This window comes from Halobaculum marinum, from assembly GCF_029338555.1.
Classification (GTDB): domain Archaea; phylum Halobacteriota; class Halobacteria; order Halobacteriales; family Haloferacaceae; genus Halobaculum; species Halobaculum marinum.
The window spans coordinates 918,745-944,110 of record NZ_CP119989.1 but is presented as its reverse complement, the minus strand read 5'-3'; the positions used below and the strand labels follow the sequence as shown (position 1 = coordinate 944,110).

Genomic DNA, 25,366 nt, shown 5'->3' with positions numbered 1-25,366 from the left:
GCGACTCGCTCGAAAGGTAACCCTTAGTACGCGCGGGGCCCCTACACCGCTCCATGAACCGAAACGCGGTCATCGGCGCGGCACTCATGATCGTCGGCACGGTCATGTTCCTCCCCGGGGTCACCTCGCAGGCCAGCCAGCTCGCGACGCTGGCGCTGGTCCCGGCGGCGGCGCTGCTCACGTACGGCACCTACCTCGTCGGCACCAGCGAGCGCGGGCGCGCCGTCTAAGCCGGCCCTACTCCTCTCCGACCTGCTCGTAGCGCTCCAGCGCCGCCGCCGCGCCCGTGCGGAGGTAGCCGGCGTCGACGCCGACGATCTGGTAGTCGAAGCCGAGGGCCGCCCAGTAGTCGACCTCGTCGAGCGAGGTGGCCAGCGTCCCCACGGGCACCGTGCTCGCGTCGAGCACCGCCTCCACGGCGGCGACGAACTGCTCGTGCTCGTACTCCCCGAACACCCCGAGCGCCGCCGACAGGTCGGCGGGGCCGACGAGCAGGGCGTCGAGGCCGTCGACCGCGCTGATCTCGCCGGCGTTGTCGACGGCCTCGGCCGTCTCCACTTGCGCGATGGTCGCCACTCGGTCGTTCGCGCGCTCGTAGTAGTCGTCGAGGTCTCGACCGTACCGCGAGGCGCGTGTGCCCGCGACGCCGCGGTGGCCCTCGGGCGGGTAGCGCGCGGCGGCGACGAACGCCTCGGCCTCGTCGACGGTGTTCACCTGCGGTGCCATCACGCCCGCGGCGCCGGTGTCGAGGACGCGCTTGATCCGCACGTGGTCGTTCCACGCGACGCGGACCACCGCCGCGGTGTCGGCGGCACCGTCCTCGCCGGTCGCGTTCGCCGCGTCGACCGCTCGGACCGCTGCCTCGACGGACTCCAGGTCCGTCGGCGCGTGCTCGGTGTCGACCACGACGAAGTCGGCGTCGGTCTGTGCGAGTTGCTCGGCGACCTGCGGTGCGGGTGTCGAGAGCCAGTGCCCCGCTGGGTTCGCGCGGAGCGTCGCACGCAAGCCGCTCACGTCGCTGTCGTCGTCCATGCGCACGCTCCGCGTCGGCGTCACATGAAGCCGTGAGAACCCCCGCTCGCCTGCCGCTACGCCGACGCCGAGTACACGATGCCCGCGAGCAACGCACCGCCGCCGATGGCGAACACGACGACCGTGAGCCCGACGGCCTGGTCCGGCGACTGGTCGACCCACCGCTGGATCCACCACGCCCAGTAGTGGAGTTGTGTGTAGACGTAGGTGCTGTACGGGAAGTGGAGCCACGCGAGCAGCGTCACTACCGAGACGGTGAGATAGTCGACCACGTCCCGCTCCCGTACCCACATGGTTCCGGCTCCCCCGCCAGAGCGCAAAAGGCTTCGTCCCCGACTCTCGGGTGTGAGAACGAGTGTCCCGGGCGCGGTCCGAACGTCGCCGCCAGCTTACTCGTCGGCCTGCGCCGCCTCGACGCGGGCGGCGTACGTCTCCAACTCGCTCGCCAACTCGCGCGCTTGCGCCGCCGAGAGGGTGACGCCCTCGGCGTGGGGCGGGAGCGTCTCCAGCGCGCTGTTGTCGAGTTCGAGTTCGAGTGTCACCGCCTCCGGGTCCTCACGCGGCGCCGTGACGTTCAACACGGCGACGCCCTCCTCGTCGAAGTCGTGGCCGCGGGCGAACCCGTCGAGGAGGTCGAACGTCGTGTACGCGTTGACGCGGATGAGCCGGTCGGGCATGCGTGTGACTCAGTCGTCGGAGGTGATGGGCGTTCCGTCGGCTCGTGCGGGCGCGGGCGAGTCGTCCATCGAGTCTTCGTCGGCGTACGGGTACCACGTCAGCTTCGTGTTGTGCATGTACGGGTCCTCGTAGTCCGTCTCCTCGGGTTCGACGAGGGCCGCGAGCGTCTCCTCGTCGGTGCGCTCGACGAAGTCGCGGAAGCTCTCGTCGCCCTCGCGGCGCTCCTCGAAGTTCGCGAGCAGATTCGCGATGGCACCCGGCACCTCGTCGGCGGGGACGCGCTGTTCGACCCAGTCGGCGAAGCGCGGGTCGGCGCCGAGGCCGCCGCCGAGCCCGATGTCGAGCGCCTCGACCGCCTCGCCGTCCTTGCGGGTCTTCATCCCGCGCAGGCTGATGTCGGCGATCTGTGGTTGCGCACACGACGCCGTGCAGCCCGACAGGTGGATGTGGAAGTCCTCGACGCCGTCTGGCACCGGGACGTTTTCCTTGAGCCAGCGGGCGTAGCGCACCTGCCGGTTCTTCGTCTCGACGATGGACAGCGAGCAGAACTCCGTGCCGGTGCAGGCGATGGAGCCACGCATGAACGGGTGCGGGTCCGGTTCGTACGTGTCGAGCAGGTCCTCCGCGAGTAGGTCGTCGAGGTTCGCCTCGGGCACGTCGGTGACGATGACGTTCTGGCGCTGGGTGACGCGCACCTCGCCGGAGCCGTACTCGTCGGCGAGACGCGCGAGTTCGCGGGTGTCGTCGGCGCCCATCCGACCGACGAGCACGTTCAGGCCGACGTAGTAGTTGCCGTCGTTCTGCTCGTGGACGCCTACGTGGTCGTGGTGGCCCGCGTCGTTGCGCCCGGAGTTGTACGTGTACTCGTCGCGCAGGTCCTCGCCCGCCGTCGACAGATCGAAGTCGACGTACTCCTCCTGCAGCACCCGCCGGATCTTCTCGGTGCCCCACTCGTCGGTGAGGAACTTCATCCGGGCGTTGTAGCGGTCCTCGCGGTCGCCGTGCTCGCGGAACAGTGCCGACAGCCCCGCCGCCACGTCCTGCGCCTCCTCGGGCGTGACGAACACGTCGATGCTACGGGCGAGTCGTGGCTCGTTGCGCGAGAGGCCGCCGCCGACGCGGACGTTGAACCCCTTCACGCCGTCCTTCTCCGCCGGCTCGAACGCGAGGTCGTTGATGTCACCCTGCCCGCAGCCCTCCTCACAGCCGGTGACGCTCACCTTCCACTTGCGCGGGAGGTTCGCGTACTCCTCGTCGCCTTTGAACGTGTCGTGGAGGTCGAGCGCCACGGGCAAGGCGTCGACGAACTCGTTGGCGTCCTTGCCGGCGACGGGACAGCCGACGATGTTGCGCCAGGAGTCGCCACACGCCTGCTGTGTCGAGAGGCCGTTCGCCTCCAGCGTCTCGAAGATGTCGGGCACGTCCTCCAACCGGATCCAGTGGAGTTGGATCGACTGTCGGGTGGTCCAGTCGACGTACGCGTCGCCGAACTCGGGATTCTCGGCGGGACCGCGAGCGTACTCGTCGGCGATATCGGCGACGACCTCGGTCTGCCCCGGCGTCAACACGCCGTTGGGCGTGCCGATCCGCATCATGAAGTAGCTCTCCTGGCCGTTCCGCTGGTGGTACAACCCCCACCATTTGAAGCGCTCGAACCACGCGTCGCGCTCGTCGTCCGGGATCGACGCCCAGCCGTTCTCGGCGAACTCGAACAGGTGCTCCCTGATCTCGTCGCCGTACACCTCCGATTTCCAGCGTTCGACGTCCGTCGGCATTCGTGGTCGGATCCACTCACCCCACGTACCTAACGCGCGCCGCCGCGTCAATCCTCCCCGGCGCTACCGGGAACCGGCAACGATTGCGGCGCGCCGAGGCCACCGTTCGGGGACCGGACCGCGTCGGGTGCGACCGGGCGGAACCGCTCGTCGACGACGCGACCGACCGACACGCCCGGGACGTGGGCGGCCTCGCCACAGCGGATACACTGCCCAGCCACGTCGGCGGTGACGGTCTGCCCGACCGCGCCGACGTCGGTGAACGCCTCGACGACGAAGTCAGCGCAGTCGCACGCGCAGACGCCCGCCGTGTCGGTGCCAGCGATGCGCCACAACTCGCTGACGCTCACCTGGCGCTCGTCGTTCACGGACACCCACGCACCGTCGTCCAGCACCCGGAGGGCGACGCTCATGCCGGTCGGTGGCGACCGTCGGACATACTCCCGTCGCCGACCGCAACCGCCGACGGTTCCGGTGACGGGTCGCGCGGACAGAACCGCCCGACTGCGACCGTATCGACCCGAACGTCGCGTTCGAGGTACCGGTAAGACCGGACGGTATCGGGGAGCGCCGGCCACCATTGACCGTGCGGACTCGCTTATCCCGACGGCAGTCGTGGGTCGACTCGATGGCAGAACAGTCCACTGACGAGCGGTACGGCGACGACGAAGTCGACACCTCCCACCTCGACGACCTCGAGGACGGGTGCGGCTGTGCGGAGGTGTGGGAACACCTCTCGGAGGAGGAGTCCGACGACGACGCGGCGTGAGGCGTCGACCGCGGGCAGGCGGTCCTCGCTGTCGCCCCCGCAGTCCAGCGCCGGTCACACCGACCGCGTCGACGGGCTCGGAGACGACTCCGCGAGCGCGACGCCCGTTCTCCGATCACTCGACTGATTCGACCGTGACCGTGCGTTCGTGGTCGACGGTCACGACCCTGTCCGCGTACTCGAACTGCACGTGTCCCCGTCCACCCGTGAACAGCGCGTCGAGCGCGTCTGGGTCGACAGTGTCGTACAACGCGGCTGGGAGGTCGACGGCCGTCTCGCCTCGGTCGGTCGCGACCGCCGCCACCACCGCGGCCGCCGTGTCGCGTGACCCCACGGTCGGAGCGCCGTCGTCTTCGAGGTCCGACGACCCCAGGCCCTCCCCGGACCGCGTACGTGCAGAGTACTCCTCAGACATCTACCTCGAACTCGAAGCGGAGCGAAATGAGGCGCACCCCGAAGAACTTCGGCTATTTATGTAGTCCCGGCGTGTGACCGACGACAATCGATGCTCATCGCCGTGTTCACGATCCAGCACCCGGTTCTCGGCGGTGCGTTGCGCGCGGTGCCGAGCGCGGAGGCCTCGTGGGAGGAGACGTACAGCAGCGACGACGTGCTCACGCAGATGTTGTTCTGGGTGACCTGCGAGGAGGCGAGCGACTTCGACGCCTTCGAGGAGGCCGTCGGTGAGACCAGTGCGGTCCGGAACCTCGTGGAGTTCGCCGAGGTCGACGACCGTCGGCTGTATCGGGTCGACTTCACGGAGGAGGGGCGTCGGACGAACCTCATGAGCGAGTTCATCGGCGTCGGCGCCGTCCTCCAGTCGGCGACGGGAACCGCCGACGGCTGGCGCTGTCGCGTCCGGTTCCCGGACCGCGAGGGGTACCGGCGGCTGTTCGAGGTGTGTGAGGCGCACGACATCCCGTTCCGGTTCGAACGGATCTACGAGCAGACGAGCGTCGACGCCGACGGAGGGTCGACCCTGACGGACCCCCAGCGCGAGACGCTGCTCGCGGCGGTCGAGAGCGGCTACCTCGACATCCCGCGTGCGGTGTCGCTGGCGGAGTTGGGCGAGCGACTGGGCGTGTCACAGAGATCCGCCTCCGAGCGGTTCCGACGAGGCGTCAAGAAGCTGATCCGCGAGCATCTCTGAGTCGACGACGCGGTCGTGGCACTCGAGGAGTTGCGTCCGGTAGAACGATGCCGGGGGTGGGCTCCGAACCCACGATCTCCGCATGGCCCAGGTACGAGGCTCGGCGGGCCCCGTTGGGGCGGAGGCTTCCAAGGCGTTCCGCACCGAATCTCGAAACCCTATGAGTGCGGCGCTATGTCCAGCTAAGCCACCCCGGCTCGTTTCTACGTCGGGCGGTCCCGCTCTTGAACCTTCTCATCCGAACCGAGTACGCCACGACGGGACACACCCCGCGAGGGCCTCGTCGGCGCCTCGTCGGGGCGGTCGCTCGCCGCCTCACGTCGGACGCCTGAGCGACGCACCCGCCGGGTTTAAGCCACGCGGCGGGTGAGAGGCCGGTATGAGTTTGCCGGAACTGGTCCGGGGGGAGCTGGGCGGCGAGGACCCCGTCGCCCGCGTCCGCCTCGGCGGGGACGACGAACTGTTCGTCACCCCGACCCGCACCCTGATCTACCGCGCCGAGGGGCTGCTCTCCGACGAGTCCGTCTCCGAGTACTCCCACGAAGCCGAACGCGTCGCCGTCTCCGAGTCGCGCCGGAAAGCGAAGTTCACGCTGGAGTACGGCCTCGACGACGACCAGTCGTTCACCGTGCCGCGCGGCTCGCTCGACGACGTGCTCCACCCCGTCCTCGCGGGCGTGCTCTCGGCGTCGGGCATCACCGAACCGGGCGAGACGGTCGAGCGCACCTTCCGCTTCTCGGAGTTGACGCTCGTCGTCACCTCCGCGCGCATCGTGAAACACGTCGGCGCGGCGGTGTGGGACGACGACTACGAGGAGTTCCACTACGACGACGTGAGCGACCTCGACTTCGAGGAGGGGAGCGTCGCCACCTCGGTCGTCCTCACGGCCAACGGTCGCCACGAACGGTTCAAGGCGCCGAGCGACAGCGCACAGGAGATCCGAACCCGGATCACGAACGCCATCCTCACCCACTACGACGTCGACTCGCTGGAGGCGTTCCGCGCGCTCTCGGCGGAGGCCGACGGCGAGGAGGAGGAGGCCGCAACCACCGACAACACCGACTTCGGCGACGGCCCCGACCCGCTGTCGGCCGACCCCGCGGAGGTCGACACCGACGCCGGGACCCGCGAGGACCCGCTGACCGACGAGTCGGCGACCGACGCAGAGCGGTCGACGACCGCGGGCGGGTCGGCCGGGGGCGCCGCGGCCGCCGCGGAACTCCGCCCGGAGCACGACGAGGGCACCGTCGCCGCGACTGGGGCCGACGCGGCGCCGGACGAGGACGCCTTCGGCGACAGCGGCTTCGAACCCGCCGAGCCGACCGACGACGTCGCCGAGGAGGTCGCGGCGCTGCGTGAGACGGTCGAGCAGCAGGCTCGACAGTTGGAACGGCAGAACGACCTCGTCGAACAGCTCATCGCGGAACTGCGTCGCGGCCGCTGAACTGGGAGCGACCCCGACACGCGTTCGCGGCGCGACGCTCGCCTACGTCTCGCGACCCGTCACTTTCCGGATACACGAGGAGCCGAACGGCCCGAGTTCGCCGGCGTCGAACCGGACGAAGTGGCCGGTCGTGATCCCTGCGCCACAGCGGCGACAGGAGAACTCCCCCTCGCGAGTGACCACCTGCGAGTCGAACCGGACGAACCCGGAGCCGTGGACGCGCACGACGGCGTCCTCGCGTTCGATGACGCCGCGACGCTCGGCCTCCTCCAGCACCTCGCGGGTGACCGCCGGACTCTGCGTCACCGTCTCCAGTCGGTCGAGCAGGTCGGGGAGCGGCAGTTCCTCGTCCTCCAGGTGTTCGAGCAGTTCCACGCCGAGGGCGACTTTCTCGGCGCGGCTGCGCGTGCGTGCGTCGTCGGGGGCCACGTCGCCGTGAGTTGCCCGCGGCGCCGCTTAAGCCTCCCGAGACCCCGTTCGAAGCCGCGACCGTCGCGTCCGGGCTCGTCCGCGACCGCGCTCCTTATTCCGCCGACGGACGCATCACCTGCGTGAAGCGTCGCGTCCTCGCCGGCGGTCTCGTGGTCGTCGCGGTCGCCGTCGCCGCCCTCCTCACGTCGCCGGCGGCCGTGTTAGAGCGACTCGCGTGGGTCGCCGCCGACCCCCTGCGGCTGCTCGCCGTGCTCGTGGTGCTGGTGGTCGTGCGCCCGTTCCTCGCGTGGCCGGTGACGCTGGTCGCCGTCGTCGCGGGCTACGGCTTCGGCCTCGCGGCGGCGCCCCTGTCGCTCGCGTTGATGGTCGCGACCTCCGTGCCGCCGTACCTGATCGCCCGCCGGGGGCGCGACGCCGACGGCGACCTCGCGGTCTCGCTCGGTCGGGGGCGCGCGAGCGAGGTGCTCGGGCGCGTCGTCGGCGCCGGCGAGCGGGCCGTCTCCGTCGCCGGCGGCACGCGCTCCATCGCCGCCTCGCGGCTGCTGCCGCTCCCCTCGGACGCCATCTCCGTCGCGGCGGGGCTGGCCGGCGTCCGAACCGTCCCGTTCGTCGTCGGGAGCGCCATCGGCGAGTTGCCGTGGGCGGTCGCCGGCACCGTCGCGGGCGCCTCCGCCGGGCGCGTCGCCGCCGTCGGCCTCTCGGGGGTGTTCGACCTGCGACTCGTCGCGGCGGCGGGGCTCGCCGGACTCCTCCTCCTCGTCGGCCCCGCGTACCGACACTACCGCTCGTCGGCCTGACTACGGGGCCACGTCTCGGGCCAACAGGAGCGCGTCCGTTCCGTCGTCGTAGAACCCCGGGCGCCGTTCCACACGGTGGAACCCCAAGTCGGCGTACAGCCGTCGCGCCGGGTCGTTGTCGGCGGCGACCAGCAGCGTCACCGGACCGGTCGTCCGCTCGAACAGTCGGTCGAACAGCGCCGTCGCCCGCCCCTCTCGGCGGCGGGCCGGGTGGACGACGAGTTCGGCGACGTGGGTGCCGTCGCCGTCGACCGCGAGGAGGTAGCCGACCGGGACGGTCGCCGTGGGGTCGCCGGTCGCTCCGCCGTCGCCACCGACCCTCCCGTCGTCGCCGTCGACGGTCGCCTCGTCGACGAGGACGCCACCGTCTCGGAGGCCGTGCGCGAGGAGCGTCGGACTGGGCTCGCGGAGGTGTGCTTGGAGGACGCGGAGGGCGGGTTCGTCAGTCGGGTGGCCGACGCGGACGGTCACGCCACGAGTGCCAGGAGCGTCCAGTACGCCGGTTCGAGGAGCGCGAATGCGTTCGCGAGTCCCGTGAGCGCCGACGACGACGGAAGGGGGGTGGCGCCGACGAGGAGCGCGAGCGCGACGCCCGCGACCGCCCCCGAGAGGGTCGCGAGCGTGTTCACCGCCTGGTTCCCGAGTTCGTCACCCTCGACGGTCGCACCCAGCAGGCTGTCGACGGTCATGCCGACGAACCCCGCGCCGGCGACCGCGACGAGGACGGGCAGGACCGACCCACCCGTCGCCCCCACGGACACGCCCGGCGTCGGGACGACCCCGGTTCCCAGCGGCATGGCGAGCGCCGCGATGAGGGCGACCAGCGCCGCGCCCGCCAGTCCGGCGACCTCGCCTTGCCAGGTAACCGCGCCGTCGGTGCCGGGTTCGACGGGGCGCAGGGTGGTGACGAGCCGCGGAGAGTCGAACAGGCCGCCGAACTCCGAGGAGAGCGTGTCCGCCATCGCGGCGGCGACCGACCCGGCGAACGCGAACGCCAGCAGGGTCACCACCGTCGTGTCGGGGACGACCGCGCGGGCGGCGGCGTAGGCGGTGACCGCCAACAGGGCGACGCCGGAGTTACCGAGCACGTTGCCCGCGCCGCGAGCGCCGTCGTTGCCCTCGGCGACGCCGCGGGCGTCCTTCTCCTCGAAGCGGAACTTCGCCGCCAGCCCGCCGATTGCGAAGAAGGAGATGAGCACCGCGAACCAGCCGAACCCGCCGAGCACGACCGTCATGAAGCCGAGCAGGACGCCGGTGAGCATCCCCGACACGGAGGCGGTCTGGAGTACGTACGAGACGATGCCGAGCCCCACCGTGACGGCGAGGCCGGCGGCAACGAGCGTCGGCGTGACCGCGACGCCGCCGGCGGCGACGAGCGCCGACAGCAGCCACAGGAGGAAGCCGACCGACACCATCACGATGGGGTCGTCGCGGGGGAACAGCACCGAACGGAGGAGGGCGGCGACCAGCGCCGCTGTCGCCGCGAGGAACACGTACGCGGGGACTTCCGCGGGGTCGAAGGCGTCGCCGGCGACCGCGACGGCGACCTGACCGAGCGTCGCGGCGACGAAGGCGACGACGGTGAACGCCGTCGTGGTGGCGAACTCGTCGCTCGTCGACTCGCGGACGAACTCCCGGCCGAGCACGCCGTACGCCAGCGTGAGGACGGCGGCGGCGTACACCGTCGTCGGCATCGGCGCCTGCGGGAGCGCGGTCAACACGCCGAGGGCGGTCGCCGCGAGCGCGAAGCCGGCGAGGCCGTTGAGCCGACGGTCCTCGTAGTCGCCCGGCTGCGCGAACAGGTCGAAGAACCGGCCCTCGTCGACGACGAACGCCGCGAGGACGGCGACCGCGGCGAACGGCACGGCGGCGGCCCGGCCCAACGCCGGCGCGGCGAGCACCGCGGAGGCGACGACCGCGAACGCCCCCGCGCGCCGGAGTCGGTGTCTCACGGCGGGTGTTTTCCGCGACGCACACTTAACCGTCTCGGGACGGCCGCACGCGAGCGGCGCGAGACCGCTCTGCGGTGGCCCGAACGTAACGCTTTCACCCGCCGGCGGTCCACCTCCGGGCGACCCGTGGGACTGTACGACGCCTACCTCGCGCTGCGCCACCGCCGCAACGAGGGCGAGCCGCCCGCCCACGTCGCGCTCGTCATCACCGAACGCGACCTGCTGGAGCAGGGCGCCTACGACACGCTGGAGTCGTTCCTCGCGTGGGCCTTCGAGTTTGGCGCCGAGCGCGTCACCGTCTCCGTCTCCGTGCTCGACGAGGCGGTCGTCGACACCCTCGCCCGCGAACTCGCCGACATCGACGCGCCGCACGCGGTCGCCGTCCGGACGCCCGCCGACACCGCCCGCGCCGACGCGCCGGTGCGGGTGAACATCGGGCTCGGCGGCAAGCGAGAGTTCGCCGACGCCGTCCGGGAGATTGCCGCCGCCGTCGAGGCCGGCGACCTCGACCCCGACGCCATCGAGGAGACCGACATCGAAGAGCGACTGATCTTCCCCGAAGAGCCGGACCTGGTGATCAAGACGGGTGCCGAGCGGCTCTCGGACTTCCTCATCTGGCAGTCGGTGTACTCGGAGCTGTACTTCACCGACGTGAACTGGCGCGACTTCCGCAAGCGCGACTACCTCCGGGCGGTGCTCGACTACCAGAACCGCCAACGTCGCTTCGGACGGTAGCACGGCGGAGCCGAACGGTACTTGTCAGCGCGCCCACCTCGGCGTGTATGGACACTGCGACACGCCTCGCCGCCGCCGGCCTCCAGTCGACCATCCTCGGCGTCGTCGTGTTCCAACACGCGGCGACGACGGACGCGGGCCCGCTGTTGTCGGGCCTCCTCGCGGGGGTCGGCACGCTGCTCGTCGGCTACGCCGTCGTCACGGAGTGAAGCGCCGCAGAGTCAGTCGGCCGTCTCCCCTGTCCCGGTGCCGCCCGCCTCCAGCGCCTCGTCGAGGTCTGCCGCGCTCGTCTCCCCCGGCAGGCGGTCGCGCAGTCGCCCGGCCACCGCGCGGGCCTCGTCGAGTTCGACCTCCGCGAGCGCCCGCACGAGCGCCGCCGCCCGCTTGGCCCGGGCGCGGCGCCACGACTCCTCGCGCGCCTCGTAGGTGCGGATGGAGCGCAGGAAGTCCACCTTCGAGAACTCCGGCCAGTACGGCGAGCAGAAGTACGCCGCCGCCTCGTTGCCGTTGGCGTGCCACGGGAGGAAGTTGGAGGTGCGCTCGTCGCCGCCGGTGCGGATGATGAGGTCGACGTCGCGCACGGGCCGGCGGTACAGGCGCGACTCGACCTCTTCGACGCCGACGTCATCGGCCGCCAGCGTCCCGTCGGCCACGTCGCGGGCGACCGCGCGGACCGCCCCGAGCAGTTCGTTGCGCCCGCCGTACGCCAGCGCGATGTTGAGCGTGAACGCGTCGTAGTCGGCGGTGCGCGCCTCGGCGTAGTCGACCGCCTCGCGGACGCGCTCTGGGAGGCGGTCGACCTCCCCGAGCGCCCGGATGCAGACGCCCTGCTCGTGGACGCGGTCGGCGTCGGCGAACTCCCGGAGCTTCCTCTCAAGGAGGTCGAACAACGGCTTTAGTTCCTCGGGTGGGCGGTCGAAGTTCTCTGTCGAGAACGCGTACAGCGTCAACTCCTCGACGCCCAGGTCCGCACACCAGTCGAGCACCTGTTCGGTCGTGTCGGCGCCGGCGCGGTGGCCGTCGGGCGCCTCGTCGCCGTGGCGACGGGCGTAGCGTCGGTTGCCGTCCTGGATGATCGCGACGTGGTCGGGGCCGTTCCCGATCTCGTGGTGGAGCACGCGCTCGTAGGCGCTGTCGACCAGCGAGCGGACACGCGATCGGAGGGTCACTACGAGTTATCAGTCAGCGGAGGGCTATGTGTCTTGTGACCCTCACCGGCGTGGGACCAGCCGAGACAGTCGAACGCGTCCGAGCGCACCCGAGCGGCAGATCCGGTCGAGCGCGCAGTCGGGGCGCGGTTACTCGTCGGCGCCGCCGTCCGCCGAGACCGTCTGCTCGGCGACGGACTCCAGCACCTCCACCTCGCCGGTGAGTTGGCGGTGGACGTACGGCATATCGATCCCCTCCTCGTCGAAGCGCTCCTTCACGGCTTGCACGTACTGCGAGCGAGTCTTCACGAAGTCCGCGCGGTCCGGCTGGTCGATCCAGAATCGGCTCTGGAGGCCGACCGCCGAGTCGCCCAACTCGGTGACGCGGACCGACGGCGCGGGGTCGTCGAGGATGCCGCTGACCGACTCGGCCTCCTCGACGATGGCGTCGGTCGCCTGGTCGATGTCGTCGTCGTAGCCGATTCCGAACACGAACTTCTGGCGGAGCGTGTCGTAGGCGACGGGGTTGGTGACGGCGTTGTTCGCCAACTCGCCGTTGGGGACGGTGATCCGCTCGTTGTCGAACGTCCGGACGCGCGAGACTCGCAGGTCGATGTCCTCGACGCGCCCACTGTTGTCGTTCCACTCGATCCAGTCGCCCACCTCGAACGGCTTGTCCTTGATGATGAACACCCCCGCGACGAAGTTGCCGATGAGGTCCTGTGCGGCGAACCCGATCGCCAACGCGAGCGCGCCCCCGAGCGTCGCGGCGGCCGTCAGGAACCGAGGGAAGCCCGCGGCCATGAACCCGATCGAGATCGCGAGCACGACCACGAGCGCCGCCAGCACGCTGTCGAGGAGGCTCAACACGGTTCGGTCGAAGCCGCGCCGCTCCAGCACGCGGCGGACCAGCGGAACGATCGCGAACTTGCCGATCAGGTAGGTGAGGACGAAGCCGACGACGAAGCCGATGACGTTCGTCACGTAGCCGGAGAGCGTCCCGACGAGCGCGTCGACGCTCGTCTGCAACAGAACCTGCGCCATGAGTCTGCCGGTCGTTCGGCTGTCCGCGGTAAGAACCTGCTGGCCACCTGAACGGACGTTCGGCGCGAGTAGGAGCCGTCTAGACGGCGGTTACGGAGAGAGCGGTCCGTCGCGCCGGGCGACCCCGCGGAAGCGCTCCCCGTGGACGCCGGAGTTTGCGAGTGCGGTCGGAATCTGGCCGTGGAGCCAGTCGCCGGCGGCCGCCCGGGACTCCTCGAACGCCTCGTGTCGGTACTCGGCGGAGAGGTAGCGCTCGTGTGTCGGCAGGCGCTCGTACAGGGGGACGCCGCCGTGGTCGGCGACCGCCCGCAGTTCGTCGAGCGCCGGCCACGCGTAGTCTGGGTTGATGTAGTCGTCCGTCACCGGCGAGACGCCGCCCAGGTCGTCGACGCCGCAGTCGAGGAGGTCGCGGACGGGCGCGAGGTTCGGCGGCGACTGCACCGACACCTCGCTCGGCAGGGCGGCGCGGGCCATCGCGGTCACGCGGCGCATCGTCTCGGTCGACGGGGCGTCGAAGTCGGAGCGCTCGTTGGGGACGACCGGCTGGACGATTACCTCCTGCACGTGGCCGTACCGCTCGTGCAACTCGCGGATCGCGAGCAGCGACTCCGCGCGGTCGCGCCAGTCCTCGCCGATGCCCACGAGGATGCCCGTGGTGAACGGGACGCGCGCCTCGCCGGCAGCACGGATCGTGTTGAGCCGCTGGCCGGGGCTCTTCCGCCGGCCGCCGGCGTGGGCGTCGACGTCGGCGGTCGTCTCCAGCATCACGCCCATCGAGGCGTTCACGTCGCGCAGGCGGCGGAACTCCGCCTCGGTCAGGTCGCCGGGGTTCGAGTGCGGGAGCAGGCCCTCCTCCAACGCGATTTCGCAGGCGCGCTCGTGGTAGTCGACGATGGAGTCGTACCCCCACTCGGCCAACTGCTCGTGGATGGCCGTGTAGCGGTCGTCGGGCTTGTCGCCGAAGGTGAACAGCGCCTCCGTACAGCCGGCGTCGGCGCCGACGCGACAGCGCTCGCGCACCTCCTCGGGGGATAGGAGGCTCGCCTCGCCGGGCACGTCGTAGTACGTGCAGTACGTGCAGGTGTAGCGGCAGGCGGTCGTCAGCGGGACGAACACGTTGCGGGCGAACGTGAGTTCGGGCGCCGCGTCGACGTCGGCGGGCGTGACCGACAGCAGGCGCTCCACCTCACTGTCGGCGACCGCGACGTCGACGTCGTACTCGGCGGCGCCCGGGAACACGCCGTGGAGTCGCCGACGGAGGGGCAAAAACGAGTCGGTCGCGGTGAACGAGTCGGAGCCATCGGCTGAATCCCGCACTGGTGAACGGCCACGCGGATCGACCGCCGCTGCTTCCGCCACCACAACGGCTTCCCACGTGGCGAGAGGTGATTCGACCGATGACCGATATCGACACCAGCGCAGTCGACGGCCCACACGGCGGCCAGCCCGTCCGCCACGCCGGCGCGGCGCTCGACGACGCGAACGCGGCGGTCGTGATGGTCCACGGTCGCGGCGCGACCGCCCACAGCATCCTCGGGATGGCGGGCGAGTTCGGCACCGACGACGTCGCCTACCTCGCTCCCTCGGCCGCGCGCAACACGTGGTACCCGTACTCGTTCATGGAGGAGACGACGAAGAACCAGCCACACCTCGACTCCGCGCTCGCGTTTGTCGCCAGTGTGGTCGACGCCGCCGCCGACGCAGTCGGGCGCGAGAACGTCCTCCTGCTCGGCTTCTCGCAGGGAGCGTGTCTCTCCTCGGAGTGGATGGCGCGCAACGCCGCTCGCTACGGCGGCCTCGTCGGCTTCTCCGGCGGCCTCATCGGCCCCGAGGGGACCCCCCGCGAGTACGACGGCGACCTCGACGGCACACCCGTCTTCCTCGGCTGCTCGGACGTGGACCCGCACATCCCCCTCGAACGGGTGAAGGAGACGACCGAGGTGCTGGAGGACCTGGGCGCCGCCGTCGACGAGCGCATCTACGAGGGGATGGGCCACGGCGTCAACGAAGACGAACTGGCGGCGGCGAAGGCGATGGTGACGAGTCTCGACGTGGAGTGAAGGTGGCCGTGGGTCGTCGCCTGCTGCCGTCGTCGCGCCACTGATCCGGGTCGGTAGCGCGTCCGTAGAACAGCGGTGGACCGGCGGATGTGGCCCGGATTCCGTCGTGTTCCTGCCGGGTGTGTGTCGCCGAAGAGACGATTGAATAGCTCCGGAGTCGTCCATTTGCCCGATCATGGTGGATCGCACCGCGAGTGGTAACACGGGACAGATCGCTATCGAACGGTCGGCAGACGGCGGGGAGGTCGTCCTTCGTCGGGCGGGCGGGGTCGCCGCGCTCGTCGCGGCGGCCACGTTCGTCGTCGGGTTCGCGCTGTTCCTCACGGTGCTCGCGGCGGCGGGCTACGGCGACGACGCCGCCCGGTCGGTCGCCTTCCTGCTCGACAACCGGGCGCTGTTGACCGCGTGGAATCTCGTCATCTACGTGGTCTTCGGGACCGCACTCGTCGTGCTCGCGCTGGCGCTCCACCGCCGTCTCCGCGACGACACGCCCGTGCTGGCGGCGGTCGCGACCGTGTTCGGGCAGATCTGGGCCGGGCTGGTGATCGGCGCGGGCATGGTCGCGAACGTAGCCATTGGTGCCGTCGTCGACGCCGCCGGCCGCTCGCCCGCCGAGGCCGAGGCGACGTGGGCGACGCTGCGCGCCGTCGAAAATGGGCTCGGGGGCGGCAACGAGATCGTCGGGTCCCTGTGGGTGATCCTCGTCGGCTGGGCGGCCATCCGGGGTGGGTCGCTCCCGCGGACCGTGTGCTATCTCGGCTTCGTGGCCGGTGTCGCCGGACTGCTCACTGTAGTCCCCGGTCTCGGTGATCTCGGGGCCATCTTCGGATTCGGGCTGATCGCGTGGTTCGCCTGGGTCGGGATCCACCTGCTCCGGGCCGGCGGTGACGACGAACTCACGACCGGAGCGGACCCCGACGACGGTGTCGCGGCAGCGACTCGCTTCTGAGCGCTCGCGGCTCACTCCTCGCGGACGACCGACACCCGCCCGTCTCCCGCGTCGAGTTCGAACCCCGCGTCGACCAGCCAGTCGCGCGCGGCGCCGTCGCCGTGGAGCAGGACATCCGCGAGGTCGGCGCGCTCGTCGATATCCGTCGCCAACAGCCGCGAGTCCACCTCTCGAACCGTCGCGCCGACCGTGCGGGCCGCACGCAGGTGGTCGAGGTAGGAGGCACCGTGGTAGTCGACGCGGAAGTCGGGCGAGCGCGACACGAGCGCGTTCGTCCCGCCGCCCAGTCCAGCCGCGAGCACCACGTCGCCCGACCCACGGAGCCGCGAGAGCGCTCGCGGCGTCGCCAGCGCGAGGTCGGCCATCACGACCGCCAACGGTGACTCGGGTGAAGGTTCGCGGTCGGCGAGCACGGCGTTCACCGCCGCGGTGAGCGGTCGCTCGTCCACCGTCTCGGGCACGTCGCGGTTGGTCGGGTCGGTGGAGAGGAGTCGCGGCGAGAAGCCGGCGGCGTCGAGCGCTGCGAGCACGTCGTCGAGCATCGCGTCGGCGAACTCGCGCCGCTCGGCGGGCGTGAGCACGTCGGAGAGCCGGGTCTTCGGGCGGTCGGGTGCGAACGGAACGAGTGCGTCGACGCGGTCGGACACGGGAGAAAAAGTGCGAACTGCGGCGGGTCAGCCGAGTTTGTCGTAGCCGTTCCCGCGACTGCGCAGGAACAGCAGCGCGCCCCCGCCGACGAGCGCGAGCACGAGCAGCGCGCCGACGCCGTACAGGATCAACTGGTTGCGCTGTTGGGCGCCCTGCGCCTGCGACGACTCCTCTTCGGCGCGTTCGGCGAGCGTCACCGCGTTGTCGAAGTTGCCCGCCTCGTAGGCGTTCACCGCGCTGGAGAACGACTCCTCGGCGACCGAGGGGTTGCCGGCGGCGTCGATGGCCGCACGCGCGGAGTCGAGCGCCTCACGCGCCTCCCGGCTGTCCGCTGTGTAGTGTGTCGCCGTGACGGTGTCCAGTTCGTTCGAGGTGCCGCCCTCGCGCGTCTGGTCGAGCGCCATGAGCGTGAACGACTGCTGTGGGTCGTACGTGTACTCCTCGACGGTCGGGGCGGTTCCGGTCACGCGGACCCGAACCTCGGCGGTGCCCTCGCCGATGTCGACGGTGGCGCCGGTGAAGTTCTGCCCGTCGTACGACTCCTGGCGGACCTGGTTGCCGGCCTGGTTGACGAACGTCACGGTCCACGTCACGTTCTCCAGCTGCGTGGAGCCGGCGAGTTGCCACGTCTCGTAGGTGTCGTACAGTTCCGTCAGCGTCGCCGTCGCGGTCACCTGCGAGCCCACCTCGCCCGAGTCGGGAACGTCGGTCTGCTCGACGGAGACGGCCGCCGCTGGGGCGGTCGCCGCGAGCAGGAGGGCGAAGACGGCGAGGACCGCGGTGAGCCTAGAACAGCGACTCAAGTTCGTCCTCGTCATCGCTGATGAGGCTGTCGAGGTTGTCCTGGCTCTCCTGGCGGATGTCCTCGATGTTGTCCTGGGCCTCGATGGCGACCTGCTGGAGCTCCTTGATGCGCGGGACGTTCGTGACGCCCGACAGCAAGATCACAGAGGCGACGAAGCCGGAGCCGCTGACGGGGTAGTCCCCGCCGCGGACTTCCATCGAGCCGGTCTGCTCTTCGAGCCACTTGCGGCCGCGCTCGATCCCCTTGCGGTTGAGGTGCTGGGGCGGGCCGGCCATGACCAGCAGCGCGCGCTCGGAGCCTTCGATCTCACACGGCAGCGTGAGACGACCCAGCGCTGCCTTGCGCACGAGCGAGGTGATCCGGTTGGTCGTGTGGGCGGTGTCGAGGTCGTCTTCGCCCTTGTCGCCGGTGAGCCGCGAGAGGAGTCCGCCGCCGCCGGCGGCCTCTTCGACCTCCTCGCTGGCGTAGCCGACCGTCGAGACGCCGCCGCCGGCGAGCGTGTTGATGATCTCGCTGGAGTCGACGACGGACTCGGCGACCTCTTGGCCCTGGTCGATCTCCCCCGCGCCGAACAGGATGCCGAACCGCTTGACGATCTCTTCGTTGATCTCGTCGTAGCCGCCGGAGACGGACTCGCCCGTCTTGCGCCACGCGTCGTTGTCGAACACCATGAGGTTGTCCACCTCACGGACGAACGTCTGGAACGAGCGCGCCGCGTTCAGCGTGTAGATGCCCCCCTCGTCGGAGCCGGGCAGCACGCCCAGCCCGTAGACGGGTTCGGTGTAGATGCGCTTCAGGTGCTTCGCCAGCACCGGCGCGCCGCCGGAACCGGTGCCGCCGCCGAGCCCGGCGACGACGAGGAACGCGTCGACCTCGTGGACCGGGATCGAGTCGATGGCGCCCTGCACCTCGTCGATGTCCTCTTCGGCGACTTCCGCGCCGAGTTCGTTGTCAGCACCGACCCCGTGGCCCTTCACCCGTGACTGCCCGATCAGCACGCGCTGATCGTTCGGGATGTTCTGTAGCCCCATGAGGTCCGCTTTCGCCGTGTTGACTGCGACCGCCGCACGGACGATGTCGCTGCCGGTACGCTGATCGTACTCGACGAACTTGTCAACGATCTTCCCCCCCGCCTGACCGAAGCCGATGAGTGCCAGTTTCATACTTCTCCCCTCCTCATTAGGCGTGACCCAATCGCACAACGGTAAAAAGCCTTGTGATGCGGGTATCAAAGACGAGAGACGATCCGCACCAGATTGCGGCCAAAATCGCCAGACTGCGACGGAGTAATTCTGTCGCCCGTTCGGCGACAGTCGCGGGGACAATCGTGACTGGTGACAGGTTTATCCCTTGTGGCCAGAGCGTTCCGATACTAGACTGTTTCGGCCAGCGAGGCGGATCGACCCCGCTCCCGCGCGCCGAGGGTACGACACACCTACCTGTCGCCGCTTGGGGGCGTCGAGGTCCGTAGGCGGTCGTTTACGCGGTCGCCGTGGCGTCGGCTTCGTCGCCCGCGGCGACCAGCCCGAGGTACTCGTCGAACGTCTTGAGGTCCGCCTCGCGCACGCCGAAGGCGCCCACCTCGTTGTCGGCGGTGACGTTGTCGAACTGGAGCGACCGGTACTGGTCTTGGCCCATCGGGAACCCGACGGAGCCGAGCACCGTGAGGCCGACCTTCGCCAGTCCCATCGGGAGCGGGACGACGCTGATGGACTTGCCCTCGGCCTCGAACACCTTGTTCGAGATGTCGCGCAGCGACAGCACGTCGGGACCGCCGAGCTCGTACGTCTCGCCGGCGTGCTCGGCCTCGGTGACGCCGTCGGCGAGCATCGGTGCGAGGTCGCCGACCCAGATCGGCTGGAAGCGGTTGCGCCCGCCGCCCGGCAGCGGGTAGACGGGGACGCCCGGCGCGAAGATCTCTTTCAGGCGCTTCGTGAAGTGGACGAACTCGCCGCCGTCACCGAACACGACCGACGGGCGGAAGATGACGTGATCGGGGTCGGCGTCGCGGACGATCTCCTCGGCGCGCCCCTTCGCTCGGATGTAGTGGGTCGTTCCGTTCGGATCGGCGCCGAGGGCGGACATCTGGACGAAGCGGTCGACGCCCGCCTCCTCGGCGGCGTCGACGAGGTTCTTCGTCCCCTGTCGGTGGATCCGGTCGTGCATCTCGTCGCCGCCGTCGGGCTTGAACAGCGGCGACAGCGCGACGAGGTTGACGACCACGTCGGCGTCGGCGACGAGCGGGTCCAGCGAGTCGCGGTCGGTCACGTCGCCCGCTTTCGTCACGACGCCGTCCGGGAGCCCCGCGCTCGTCGGCTCGCGGGCGACGGCGACCACGTCGTGGCCGCGCTGGTCGAGTTCGGTACAGAGGTGGGTGCCGATGAACCCGGTGCCGCCGGCGATGATGACGCGCATGACCGATCCACGGGCGGAACCAACCTAAAGATGTGGTCGCTGACACTCGCTCCGGGGGGCGATTCGAGCCCGCGTCGGCGACCCGTGCGACAGGGGAACACGACACGCGGACAACACGACCAGTCGCCCGCGAGACACGTCCAGACGGCTCCGAAACGGTTTTCCACCACCTCGCCGGACGGTCAGTATGCCGACCGAACAAACGGGGTACGACCCCTCGCTGGGTCGCAAGTTCATTTTCGTCACGGGCGGGGTGATGTCCGGACTGGGGAAGGGCATCACCGCCGCGTCCACGGGCCGGTTGCTCGCCAACGCCGGCTTCGACGTGACCGCGGTCAAGATCGACCCGTACCTGAACGTCGACGCGGGGACGATGAACCCGTACCAGCACGGCGAGGTGTACGTGCTGAAGGACGGGGGCGAGGTCGACCTCGACCTCGGGAACTACGAGCGCTTCCTCGGGACGGACATGACCTCCGACCACAACGTCACGACGGGGAAGACGTACCAGCACGTCATCGAGAAGGAGCGCGCCGGCGACTACCTCGGCAAGACGGTGCAGGTGATCCCGCACATCACCGACGACATCAAGCGCCGCATCCGCGAGGCCGCCGAGGGCACCGACGTCTGTCTCGTCGAGATCGGTGGCACCGTCGGCGACATCGAGGGGATGCCGTACCTCGAAGCCCTCCGCCAGTTCGCCCACGAGGAGGACGACGAGGACATCCTGTTCACCCACGTCACGCTCGTCCCGTACTCGAAGAACGGCGAGCAGAAGACGAAGCCCACCCAGCACTCGGTGAAGGAACTGCGCTCCATCGGCCTCCAGCCGGACATCCTCGTCGGGCGCTGTGACGACGAGTTGGACCCGGAGACGAAAGAGAAGATCGGGCTGTTCTGCGACGTGCCCACCGAGGCCGTCTTCTCGAACCCCGACGTCGAGGACATCTACCACGTCCCCCTCACCGTCGAGGAGGAGGGTCTCGACGAGTACGTGATGGAGCGGCTCGGCCTCGTCGACGAGGCGCTGCCCGCCGCCGAGCGCGAGAACACCTGGCGCGAACTCGTCACCCGCGAGCGCACCGGCGAGGTCGACATCGCGCTCGTCGGCAAGTACGACCTGGAGGACGCGTACATGAGCGTCCACGAGGCGCTCAAACACGCCGGCCTCGAACACGGCGTCGACGTGAACGTCGTCTGGGTCGACGCCGACGAGGCCGACGGTTCTCACGCGGATCGCCTCGCGGCCGCCGACGGCGTCGTCGTCCCCGGCGGCTTCGGCTCGCGCGGCACCGAAGGGAAGGTGGAGGCCGTCCGCTACGCCCGCGAGCACGACGTGCCGTTCCTCGGCCTGTGTCTGGGCTTCCAGATGGCCGTCGTCGAGCACGCGCGCAACGTCCTCGGCTGGGAGGGCGCCGACTCCGCGGAGTTCGAGCCGGAGACCCCGTACCCGGTCATCGACCTGCTGCCGGACCAGCACGACGAGGAGGACATGGGCGGCACGATGCGGCTGGGCGCCCACGAGACGGAGATCGAGTCCGGGACGCTCGCCGAGCGCATCTACGGCGACACCTCCTGTACGGAGCGGCACCGCCACCGCTACGAGGTGAACCCCGGCTACATCGAGGACCTGGAGACCAACGGGCTCACCTTCTCGGGGCGAGCAGGCCCGCGCATGGAGATCCTCGAACGCGACGACCACCCGTACTTCGTCGGCACGCAGTTCCACCCCGAGTTCCGCTCGCGCCCCGACCGCGCGTCGCCGCCGTTCGTCGGCCTGCTCGGCGCGGTGCTGGACGAGACCGACCCACGTGAGACGGCCGCGGACGAGGAGGTGACCGCCTGATGGTCGACGTCGACGAGTTCATCGACGAGGCGACCACGGAGATTCAGGAGGCCGTCGGCGACTCCCACGCCATCATCGCGCTGTCGGGCGGCGTCGACTCGTCGGTCGCGGCGGCGCTCGCGTACCGCGCCATCGGCGAACAGCTCACCCCCGTCTACGTCGACACCGGCCTGATGCGCAAGGGCGAGACCGAGCAGATCCGCGAGACGTTCTCCTTCATGGAGTCGCTCGAAGTCGTGGAGGCACAGGACCGCTTCCTCGACGCCCTCTCGGGCGTCACCGACCCCGAGGAGAAGCGCCACGTCATCGGCGAGCAGTTCATCCGCGAGTTCGAGCGCGAGGCGAAGGAGACGGACGCCGAGTACCTCGTGCAGGGGACCATCTACCCCGACCGCATCGAGAGCGAGGGGAACATCAAGTCCCACCACAACGTCGGCGGCCTGCCGGACGTGGTCGACTTCGACGGCATCGTCGAGCCCGTGCGCGACCTGTACAAAGACGAGGTCCGCGCCGTGGCCCGCGCGCTCGACCTGGAGGCCGTCATCTCCGAGCGGATGCCGTTCCCCGGCCCCGGCCTCGCCGTGCGCATCATCGGCGAAGTGACCGAGGAGAAGCTGACCGTGGCCCGCAACGCGTGTCACGTCGTCGAAGAGGAAGTCGCCGAACACGAGCCGTGGCAGGCGTTCGCCGCCGTCATCGGCAAGGCGACCGGCGTGAAGGGCGACAACCGCGTCCACGGCTGGGTCGTCTCCGTCCGCTCGGTGGAGAGCCGCGACGGCATGACCGCGCGGGCGCAGAACCTCCCGTGGGAGACGCTCCAGCGCATCCAGTCGCGCATCACCGGCGAGAACGACAACGTCGCGCGCGTCGTGTACGACGTGACCCACAAGCCGCCCGCGACCATCGAGTACGAGTAACGACACTCGGGTCGCGGTCGGTCGCCGCGCTCGGCGGTGCGGTCCCCGTCGACGGCGCGGCGACCACCGAAGTGAGACACGAAGCTTATCCCCACCAGACCACTCCCCCCGACAATGACCGATCTCTCCGCGATCGTCGCGGGTCCCGACGCCGACGGGCTCGGCGAGGAGCTCGAATCGCTCGACGTACACGTCTCGCGCATCGACGGCGCCGTCACCGGCGGGACGCTCGAGGACGCGGGTATCGACGACGCCGCGCTGTTCGTCCTCACGGACATGACCGAGGCGACCGGCATCGCCGTCGCCAAGGAGCGCAACCCCGACGTGCGCGCCGTCGCCTACGCCGCCGAGACGCTCCCCGAGTACGCGAAAGGCCAGACGGACCTGGCGGTCGACCCGGAACTGCTCTCGGCCGACGTGGTCGCCGACGAACTCGTCTCTGGCGCCTGATCTGCGGGCCTGCGGAGCCGCACGACGCCGACACGAACACAGCCGATCCACCACTTAATCGGGGTTAATCCGGCTTTAGAGCGCTTGAAAACTCAGAATCCGAGTTCGCGGTGAAGCCGCTTCATTACCATGGGGTGACAGGGTGGAGACGTGATGGACGCCAGGAAGCTGTTCGCGGTCGCCCTCGCCTCGCTCCTCGTGAGCGCCGGCGTCGGCGCCGCCGCGACGAGTACCGGGGCAGGAGCGACGGTCGCCGACTCACACGCGAGTATCGACGGCTACGACGCGGTCGCCGCGTACGACGACGGCACGGTGACGTTCTCCGTGACCGACAACGGGTCCGCCGTCTCCGGCGCCCCGGTCGCCGTCGACGGTGACTCCGTCGGCGTCACCGACGTCGACGGGAGCGTCACGTTCGACGTGAACGCCTCCGAGGAGTTCACCGTCGTCGTCTCCAACGACGAGGTGACGGGCGAGTTCACGTACGCGGTCGACAACGGCTCGCTCAGCCTCGTCGAGGGCGGCTTCGAGGCCGTCGACGACGGCACCGAGAACGAGACCGAGACGAACGAGACCGACCTCAACGAGACCGACCTCAACGAGACCGACCTCAACGAGACCGACCTCAACGAGACGGAGCTGAACGAGACCAACGAGACGACGCTGGGCATGGCCGGTCCCCAGCTCGACCTGCCCGCCAACGCCTCCGACAACGCGCGGTCGGTGCTCTCGGCGATCAACACGTTCCTCAGCGGCGAGTCGGACGCCGAGACGCTCGGTGAGGCCGTGAGTGCGGTCGCCGGGAACGCCCCCGAAGACGCCGGCAAGCCCGACGACGTTGGCCCCAAGGACGACAAGGAGACGGGCCCGCCCGAGGACGCCGGCCCCAAGGGTGACAAGCAGACCGGCAAGCCCGACGACGTCGGCCCCAAGCACGACGACGATGACGAGGACGACGACTCGTCCGGCAACAACGGCAACGGCAACGGGAACAACGGCAACGGCAACGGCGGTCGGTAGACCACAGCGCCACGCGAGCGAGACCGAGACGACCCACCGCGGCACCCGCGGTTCCTTCGGGATCCGCGACCCGCAGACACGAGCGGTCGTCACCACTGACACGCGCGACTGGGGGCGATCGTACCCCCAGACCGAGAGAGGCACGACGGGAACGGTCGTCACCCGTTTCGAGCCGCGACCGACCCTCCGAACGGTACGACAGTCCTCCGGGAGTCCACGCAGACAGGGAGTCCACGGCACGCGGGACGGCGAAGCCCCGACGGGGTCGGCGTCCACCGGGACACCGACCCCGGTCGCGGGCCCCACATCGCTTTTGACACGCGACACGCTGCATCCGGTATGGCACTCGACTTGTTCGCGGAGGCGCTCGCCGACCTCGACCCCGCCGAGGGGGAGGTAGAGACTGCCGAGCTCGTCGTCAGCGACGACGTACTCGTGAAACTGTTCGCGCTCGGCCCCGACGCGGAGTTGTCCCCCCACGAACACGGCGACAGCACGAACGTGTTCCACATTCTCGACGGCGAGGTGACGGTCGTCCGCGACGACGAGACGGAGTCGATTGCCGCGCCCGGCGTCGTCCTCCACGAGCGCGGCGACGTGCACGGCGCGCGCAACGAGACGGACGAGGTCGTCGCGTTCACCGCGAGTCTCTGTCCGCTGCCGGGGAGCGGCTGAGTCGCCCCTCGAGTAGCGCTCGCCCGAGCAACAGCCGACCGGCCACGGGTTTACGTTGCTGGCCGGCCGACCCGCTCGTATGCCCTCCAGCACGCGACGGAGCGTCCTCACCGCCGGTGCCGGACTGCTCGCGGCGACCGCCGGCTGTTCGGCGCTGCGCGATCCGGATCCCGAACGCGAGTGGTGTCGTGAACCGCCCGACGGTCCCGAGTACCGTGACGGCAACGCGGCACCGTGGACCCACGCGGACAGCGAGGACGACGTCGTGATCGAACACACCCTCGACCGCGAGGTCCGCGTGACGCTCGCCGTCGGCGAGGAGCGACGGGAGGTCCGAATCCCCGCCGGCGACCGGTGGCGTTCCCCGGACCTGATCCCAGACGCCGCGGAGCCGACAATATCTGTCGAGGCCCTCGGGCGGTCGGCGACCGTCGACTGGCCGGGCGAACGGAACAACGCCGTCGTCGCGACGTTCGACGTCCACGACGACCGAATCGAGGCAGACGTCCGGCGGAAGTTCTGTCCGTCGTGAGCCGCCTCAGTGGTCGACGAGTCCTGCTTCGAACAACGACCGCGTGAGGTGAGAGCCGCCCGACCACCCGCCGGTGATTCTCGACTCGCGGGA

31 protein-coding genes and 1 tRNA gene are annotated in these 25,366 nt (G+C 70.1%); 15 read left to right on the top strand and 17 right to left on the bottom strand.

Annotated features, from left to right (window positions below; translation table 11 throughout):
* Nucleotides 1-53: 53 nt before the first annotated feature.
* Nucleotides 54-230 carry a DUF8178 family membrane protein gene (locus tag P0R32_RS04950; protein ID WP_276238842.1) on the top strand — a complete coding sequence of 59 codons (177 nt, stop codon included), beginning with the start codon at nt 54-56 and terminating at the stop codon, nt 228-230.
* Between the two features lie 7 nt (nt 231-237).
* Here P0R32_RS04950 and P0R32_RS04945 read toward each other — a convergent pair whose 3' ends face one another.
* From P0R32_RS04945 to P0R32_RS04925, 5 genes are all read right to left on the bottom strand, one after another.
* Entirely contained in the window at nt 238-1,032 is a 795-nt protein-coding gene (locus tag P0R32_RS04945) for an HpcH/HpaI aldolase family protein (RefSeq protein WP_276238841.1), read from the bottom strand.
* 56 nt (nt 1,033-1,088) lie between these two features.
* The gene (locus P0R32_RS04940) at nt 1,089-1,325 is read right to left on the bottom strand and encodes a hypothetical protein (RefSeq protein WP_276238840.1); all 237 of its coding nucleotides are present in this window, start codon (nt 1,323-1,325) and stop codon (nt 1,089-1,091) included.
* Between the two features lie 96 nt (nt 1,326-1,421).
* Nucleotides 1,422-1,709: a DUF6360 family protein gene (locus P0R32_RS04935; protein ID WP_276238839.1), complete on the bottom strand. Its 288-nt coding sequence runs from the start codon at nt 1,707-1,709 to the stop codon at nt 1,422-1,424.
* Between the two features lie 9 nt (nt 1,710-1,718).
* On the bottom strand, nt 1,719-3,485 hold the full coding sequence (locus P0R32_RS04930) for a nitrite/sulfite reductase (RefSeq protein ID WP_276238838.1): 1,767 nt from the start codon (nt 3,483-3,485) through the stop codon (nt 1,719-1,721).
* A 47-nt stretch (nt 3,486-3,532) separates the two neighbouring features.
* Nucleotides 3,533-3,898, bottom strand: a complete 366-nt coding sequence (locus tag P0R32_RS04925; protein WP_276238837.1) for a DUF8134 family protein — start codon at nt 3,896-3,898, stop codon at nt 3,533-3,535.
* A gap of 215 nt (nt 3,899-4,113) precedes the next feature.
* Between P0R32_RS04925 and P0R32_RS04920 the strand changes: the two genes are divergently transcribed.
* Complete coding sequence (locus tag P0R32_RS04920; protein WP_276238836.1) at nt 4,114-4,254, top strand: DUF8595 family protein; 141 nt, start codon at nt 4,114-4,116, stop codon at nt 4,252-4,254.
* A 115-nt stretch (nt 4,255-4,369) separates the two neighbouring features.
* Here P0R32_RS04920 and P0R32_RS04915 read toward each other — a convergent pair whose 3' ends face one another.
* Entirely contained in the window at nt 4,370-4,669 is a 300-nt protein-coding gene (locus tag P0R32_RS04915; protein ID WP_276238835.1) for a HalOD1 output domain-containing protein, read from the bottom strand.
* A gap of 90 nt (nt 4,670-4,759) precedes the next feature.
* Between P0R32_RS04915 and P0R32_RS04910 the strand changes: the two genes are divergently transcribed.
* Nucleotides 4,760-5,404, top strand: a complete 645-nt coding sequence (locus P0R32_RS04910) for a helix-turn-helix domain-containing protein (RefSeq protein WP_276238834.1) — start codon at nt 4,760-4,762, stop codon at nt 5,402-5,404.
* A gap of 48 nt (nt 5,405-5,452) precedes the next feature.
* Here the strand turns inward: P0R32_RS04910 and P0R32_RS04905 are convergent.
* Nucleotides 5,453-5,601, bottom strand: a tRNA-Met gene (locus P0R32_RS04905).
* Between the two features lie 182 nt (nt 5,602-5,783).
* Between P0R32_RS04905 and P0R32_RS04900 the strand changes: the two genes are divergently transcribed.
* The gene (locus P0R32_RS04900) at nt 5,784-6,848 is read left to right on the top strand and encodes a DUF7115 domain-containing protein (RefSeq protein ID WP_276238833.1); all 1,065 of its coding nucleotides are present in this window, start codon (nt 5,784-5,786) and stop codon (nt 6,846-6,848) included.
* Nucleotides 6,849-6,890: 42 nt separating this feature from the next.
* Here P0R32_RS04900 and P0R32_RS04895 read toward each other — a convergent pair whose 3' ends face one another.
* The gene (locus P0R32_RS04895) at nt 6,891-7,277 is read right to left on the bottom strand and encodes a DUF5830 family protein (protein ID WP_276238832.1); all 387 of its coding nucleotides are present in this window, start codon (nt 7,275-7,277) and stop codon (nt 6,891-6,893) included.
* 122 nt (nt 7,278-7,399) lie between these two features.
* Between P0R32_RS04895 and P0R32_RS04890 the strand changes: the two genes are divergently transcribed.
* A complete protein-coding gene (locus P0R32_RS04890) occupies nt 7,400-8,077 on the top strand; it encodes a VTT domain-containing protein (protein WP_276238831.1) in 678 nt (225 codons plus the stop codon).
* Here the strand turns inward: P0R32_RS04890 and P0R32_RS04885 are convergent, their stop codons facing one another.
* Together P0R32_RS04885 and P0R32_RS04880 are read right to left on the bottom strand one after the other, a co-directional pair.
* A complete protein-coding gene (locus P0R32_RS04885; RefSeq protein WP_276238830.1) occupies nt 8,078-8,548 on the bottom strand; it encodes a GNAT family N-acetyltransferase in 471 nt (156 codons plus the stop codon).
* Nucleotides 8,545-10,029 (bottom strand): DUF92 domain-containing protein, encoded by a 1,485-nt coding sequence (locus tag P0R32_RS04880; protein WP_276238829.1) that lies wholly within the window; start codon nt 10,027-10,029, stop codon nt 8,545-8,547. The genes P0R32_RS04885 and P0R32_RS04880 overlap by 4 nt, the downstream gene beginning before the upstream one ends.
* Before the next feature lie 126 nt (nt 10,030-10,155).
* Between P0R32_RS04880 and P0R32_RS04875 the strand changes: the two genes are divergently transcribed.
* Nucleotides 10,156-10,764 (top strand): undecaprenyl diphosphate synthase family protein, encoded by a 609-nt coding sequence (locus P0R32_RS04875; protein ID WP_276238828.1) that lies wholly within the window; start codon nt 10,156-10,158, stop codon nt 10,762-10,764.
* A gap of 47 nt (nt 10,765-10,811) precedes the next feature.
* Nucleotides 10,812-10,973 carry a hypothetical protein gene (locus P0R32_RS04870; protein WP_276238827.1) on the top strand — a complete coding sequence of 54 codons (162 nt, stop codon included), beginning with the start codon at nt 10,812-10,814 and terminating at the stop codon, nt 10,971-10,973.
* Nucleotides 10,974-10,985: 12 nt separating this feature from the next.
* Here the strand turns inward: P0R32_RS04870 and uppS are convergent, their stop codons facing one another.
* The 3 genes from uppS to cofG all read right to left on the bottom strand — a co-directional run bounded on the left by uppS (nt 10,986) and on the right by cofG (nt 14,195).
* Nucleotides 10,986-11,933 (bottom strand): polyprenyl diphosphate synthase, encoded by a 948-nt coding sequence (gene uppS / locus P0R32_RS04865; RefSeq protein WP_276238826.1) that lies wholly within the window; start codon nt 11,931-11,933, stop codon nt 10,986-10,988.
* 129 nt (nt 11,934-12,062) lie between these two features.
* Nucleotides 12,063-12,956, bottom strand: coding sequence for a mechanosensitive ion channel family protein (locus tag P0R32_RS04860; RefSeq protein ID WP_276238825.1), 894 nt, complete (start codon nt 12,954-12,956; stop codon nt 12,063-12,065).
* Between the two features lie 90 nt (nt 12,957-13,046).
* On the bottom strand, nt 13,047-14,195 hold the full coding sequence (cofG, locus tag P0R32_RS04855; RefSeq protein WP_276239358.1) for a 7,8-didemethyl-8-hydroxy-5-deazariboflavin synthase subunit CofG: 1,149 nt from the start codon (nt 14,193-14,195) through the stop codon (nt 13,047-13,049).
* Between the two features lie 158 nt (nt 14,196-14,353).
* On the opposite strand from cofG, the gene P0R32_RS04850 reads away from it, so the two are divergent.
* Together P0R32_RS04850 and P0R32_RS04845 are read left to right on the top strand one after the other, a co-directional pair.
* Nucleotides 14,354-15,016, top strand: coding sequence for an alpha/beta hydrolase (locus P0R32_RS04850; protein ID WP_276238824.1), 663 nt, complete (start codon nt 14,354-14,356; stop codon nt 15,014-15,016).
* 175 nt (nt 15,017-15,191) lie between these two features.
* Nucleotides 15,192-15,965 (top strand): DUF4386 family protein, encoded by a 774-nt coding sequence (locus P0R32_RS04845; protein ID WP_276238823.1) that lies wholly within the window; start codon nt 15,192-15,194, stop codon nt 15,963-15,965.
* 11 nt (nt 15,966-15,976) lie between these two features.
* Here the strand turns inward: P0R32_RS04845 and cofC are convergent, their stop codons facing one another.
* The 4 genes from cofC to P0R32_RS04825 all read right to left on the bottom strand — a co-directional run bounded on the left by cofC (nt 15,977) and on the right by P0R32_RS04825 (nt 19,833).
* Entirely contained in the window at nt 15,977-16,612 is a 636-nt protein-coding gene (cofC, locus tag P0R32_RS04840) for a 2-phospho-L-lactate guanylyltransferase (protein WP_276238822.1), read from the bottom strand.
* A 27-nt stretch (nt 16,613-16,639) separates the two neighbouring features.
* Nucleotides 16,640-17,431, bottom strand: a complete 792-nt coding sequence (locus tag P0R32_RS04835; RefSeq protein ID WP_276238821.1) for a hypothetical protein — start codon at nt 17,429-17,431, stop codon at nt 16,640-16,642.
* Nucleotides 17,400-18,581 carry a tubulin/FtsZ family protein gene (locus P0R32_RS04830; RefSeq protein WP_276238820.1) on the bottom strand — a complete coding sequence of 394 codons (1,182 nt, stop codon included), beginning with the start codon at nt 18,579-18,581 and terminating at the stop codon, nt 17,400-17,402. Before P0R32_RS04830 ends, P0R32_RS04835 begins: the two co-directional genes overlap by 32 nt.
* Before the next feature lie 316 nt (nt 18,582-18,897).
* Entirely contained in the window at nt 18,898-19,833 is a 936-nt protein-coding gene (locus tag P0R32_RS04825; protein WP_276238819.1) for a complex I NDUFA9 subunit family protein, read from the bottom strand.
* Nucleotides 19,834-20,020: 187 nt separating this feature from the next.
* Here P0R32_RS04825 and pyrG point away from each other — a divergent pair, with 187 nt between their 5' ends.
* From pyrG to P0R32_RS04795, 6 genes are all read left to right on the top strand, one after another.
* Nucleotides 20,021-21,679 (top strand): CTP synthase, encoded by a 1,659-nt coding sequence (pyrG, locus tag P0R32_RS04820; protein WP_276238818.1) that lies wholly within the window; start codon nt 20,021-20,023, stop codon nt 21,677-21,679.
* Nucleotides 21,679-22,596 carry a glutamine-hydrolyzing GMP synthase gene (guaA, locus tag P0R32_RS04815; RefSeq protein WP_276238817.1) on the top strand — a complete coding sequence of 306 codons (918 nt, stop codon included), beginning with the start codon at nt 21,679-21,681 and terminating at the stop codon, nt 22,594-22,596. The genes pyrG and guaA overlap by 1 nt, the downstream gene beginning before the upstream one ends.
* Before the next feature lie 114 nt (nt 22,597-22,710).
* Nucleotides 22,711-23,046: a DUF7126 family protein gene (locus P0R32_RS04810; protein ID WP_276238816.1), complete on the top strand. Its 336-nt coding sequence runs from the start codon at nt 22,711-22,713 to the stop codon at nt 23,044-23,046.
* A 153-nt stretch (nt 23,047-23,199) separates the two neighbouring features.
* Nucleotides 23,200-24,066 (top strand): hypothetical protein, encoded by an 867-nt coding sequence (locus tag P0R32_RS04805; protein ID WP_276238815.1) that lies wholly within the window; start codon nt 23,200-23,202, stop codon nt 24,064-24,066.
* 339 nt (nt 24,067-24,405) lie between these two features.
* Nucleotides 24,406-24,741 carry a cupin domain-containing protein gene (locus P0R32_RS04800; protein ID WP_276238814.1) on the top strand — a complete coding sequence of 112 codons (336 nt, stop codon included), beginning with the start codon at nt 24,406-24,408 and terminating at the stop codon, nt 24,739-24,741.
* Nucleotides 24,742-24,820: 79 nt separating this feature from the next.
* Complete coding sequence (locus P0R32_RS04795) at nt 24,821-25,273, top strand: hypothetical protein (protein ID WP_276238813.1); 453 nt, start codon at nt 24,821-24,823, stop codon at nt 25,271-25,273.
* Nucleotides 25,274-25,366 lie beyond the last annotated feature (93 nt).

Excerpts from the sequence above, each read along its gene's own strand:
- P0R32_RS04950 (WP_276238842.1), top strand. The coding sequence starts at position 54 with ATGAACCGAAACGCGGTCATCGGCGCGGCACTCATGATCGTCGGCACG.
- P0R32_RS04945 (WP_276238841.1), bottom strand. The coding sequence starts at position 1,032 with ATGGACGACGACAGCGACGTGAGCGGCTTGCGTGCGACGCTCCGCGCG.
- P0R32_RS04940 (WP_276238840.1), bottom strand. The coding sequence starts at position 1,325 with ATGTGGGTACGGGAGCGGGACGTGGTCGACTATCTCACCGTCTCGGTA.
- P0R32_RS04935 (WP_276238839.1), bottom strand. The coding sequence starts at position 1,709 with ATGCCCGACCGGCTCATCCGCGTCAACGCGTACACGACGTTCGACCTC.
- P0R32_RS04930 (WP_276238838.1), bottom strand. The coding sequence starts at position 3,485 with ATGCCGACGGACGTCGAACGCTGGAAATCGGAGGTGTACGGCGACGAG.
- P0R32_RS04925 (WP_276238837.1), bottom strand. The coding sequence starts at position 3,898 with ATGAGCGTCGCCCTCCGGGTGCTGGACGACGGTGCGTGGGTGTCCGTG.
- P0R32_RS04920 (WP_276238836.1), top strand. The coding sequence starts at position 4,114 with ATGGCAGAACAGTCCACTGACGAGCGGTACGGCGACGACGAAGTCGAC.
- P0R32_RS04915 (WP_276238835.1), bottom strand. The coding sequence starts at position 4,669 with ATGTCTGAGGAGTACTCTGCACGTACGCGGTCCGGGGAGGGCCTGGGG.
- P0R32_RS04910 (WP_276238834.1), top strand. The coding sequence starts at position 4,760 with ATGCTCATCGCCGTGTTCACGATCCAGCACCCGGTTCTCGGCGGTGCG.
- P0R32_RS04900 (WP_276238833.1), top strand. The coding sequence starts at position 5,784 with ATGAGTTTGCCGGAACTGGTCCGGGGGGAGCTGGGCGGCGAGGACCCC.
- P0R32_RS04870 (WP_276238827.1), top strand. The coding sequence starts at position 10,812 with ATGGACACTGCGACACGCCTCGCCGCCGCCGGCCTCCAGTCGACCATC.
- P0R32_RS04860 (WP_276238825.1), bottom strand. The coding sequence starts at position 12,956 with ATGGCGCAGGTTCTGTTGCAGACGAGCGTCGACGCGCTCGTCGGGACG.
- P0R32_RS04850 (WP_276238824.1), top strand. The coding sequence starts at position 14,354 with ATGACCGATATCGACACCAGCGCAGTCGACGGCCCACACGGCGGCCAG.
- P0R32_RS04845 (WP_276238823.1), top strand. The coding sequence starts at position 15,192 with ATGGTGGATCGCACCGCGAGTGGTAACACGGGACAGATCGCTATCGAA.
- P0R32_RS04835 (WP_276238821.1), bottom strand. The coding sequence starts at position 17,431 with ATGACGAGGACGAACTTGAGTCGCTGTTCTAGGCTCACCGCGGTCCTC.
- P0R32_RS04830 (WP_276238820.1), bottom strand. The coding sequence starts at position 18,581 with ATGAAACTGGCACTCATCGGCTTCGGTCAGGCGGGGGGGAAGATCGTT.
- P0R32_RS04825 (WP_276238819.1), bottom strand. The coding sequence starts at position 19,833 with ATGCGCGTCATCATCGCCGGCGGCACCGGGTTCATCGGCACCCACCTC.
- pyrG (WP_276238818.1), top strand. The coding sequence starts at position 20,021 with ATGCCGACCGAACAAACGGGGTACGACCCCTCGCTGGGTCGCAAGTTC.
- guaA (WP_276238817.1), top strand. The coding sequence starts at position 21,679 with ATGGTCGACGTCGACGAGTTCATCGACGAGGCGACCACGGAGATTCAG.
- P0R32_RS04810 (WP_276238816.1), top strand. The coding sequence starts at position 22,711 with ATGACCGATCTCTCCGCGATCGTCGCGGGTCCCGACGCCGACGGGCTC.
- P0R32_RS04805 (WP_276238815.1), top strand. The coding sequence starts at position 23,200 with ATGGACGCCAGGAAGCTGTTCGCGGTCGCCCTCGCCTCGCTCCTCGTG.
- P0R32_RS04800 (WP_276238814.1), top strand. The coding sequence starts at position 24,406 with ATGGCACTCGACTTGTTCGCGGAGGCGCTCGCCGACCTCGACCCCGCC.
- P0R32_RS04795 (WP_276238813.1), top strand. The coding sequence starts at position 24,821 with ATGCCCTCCAGCACGCGACGGAGCGTCCTCACCGCCGGTGCCGGACTG.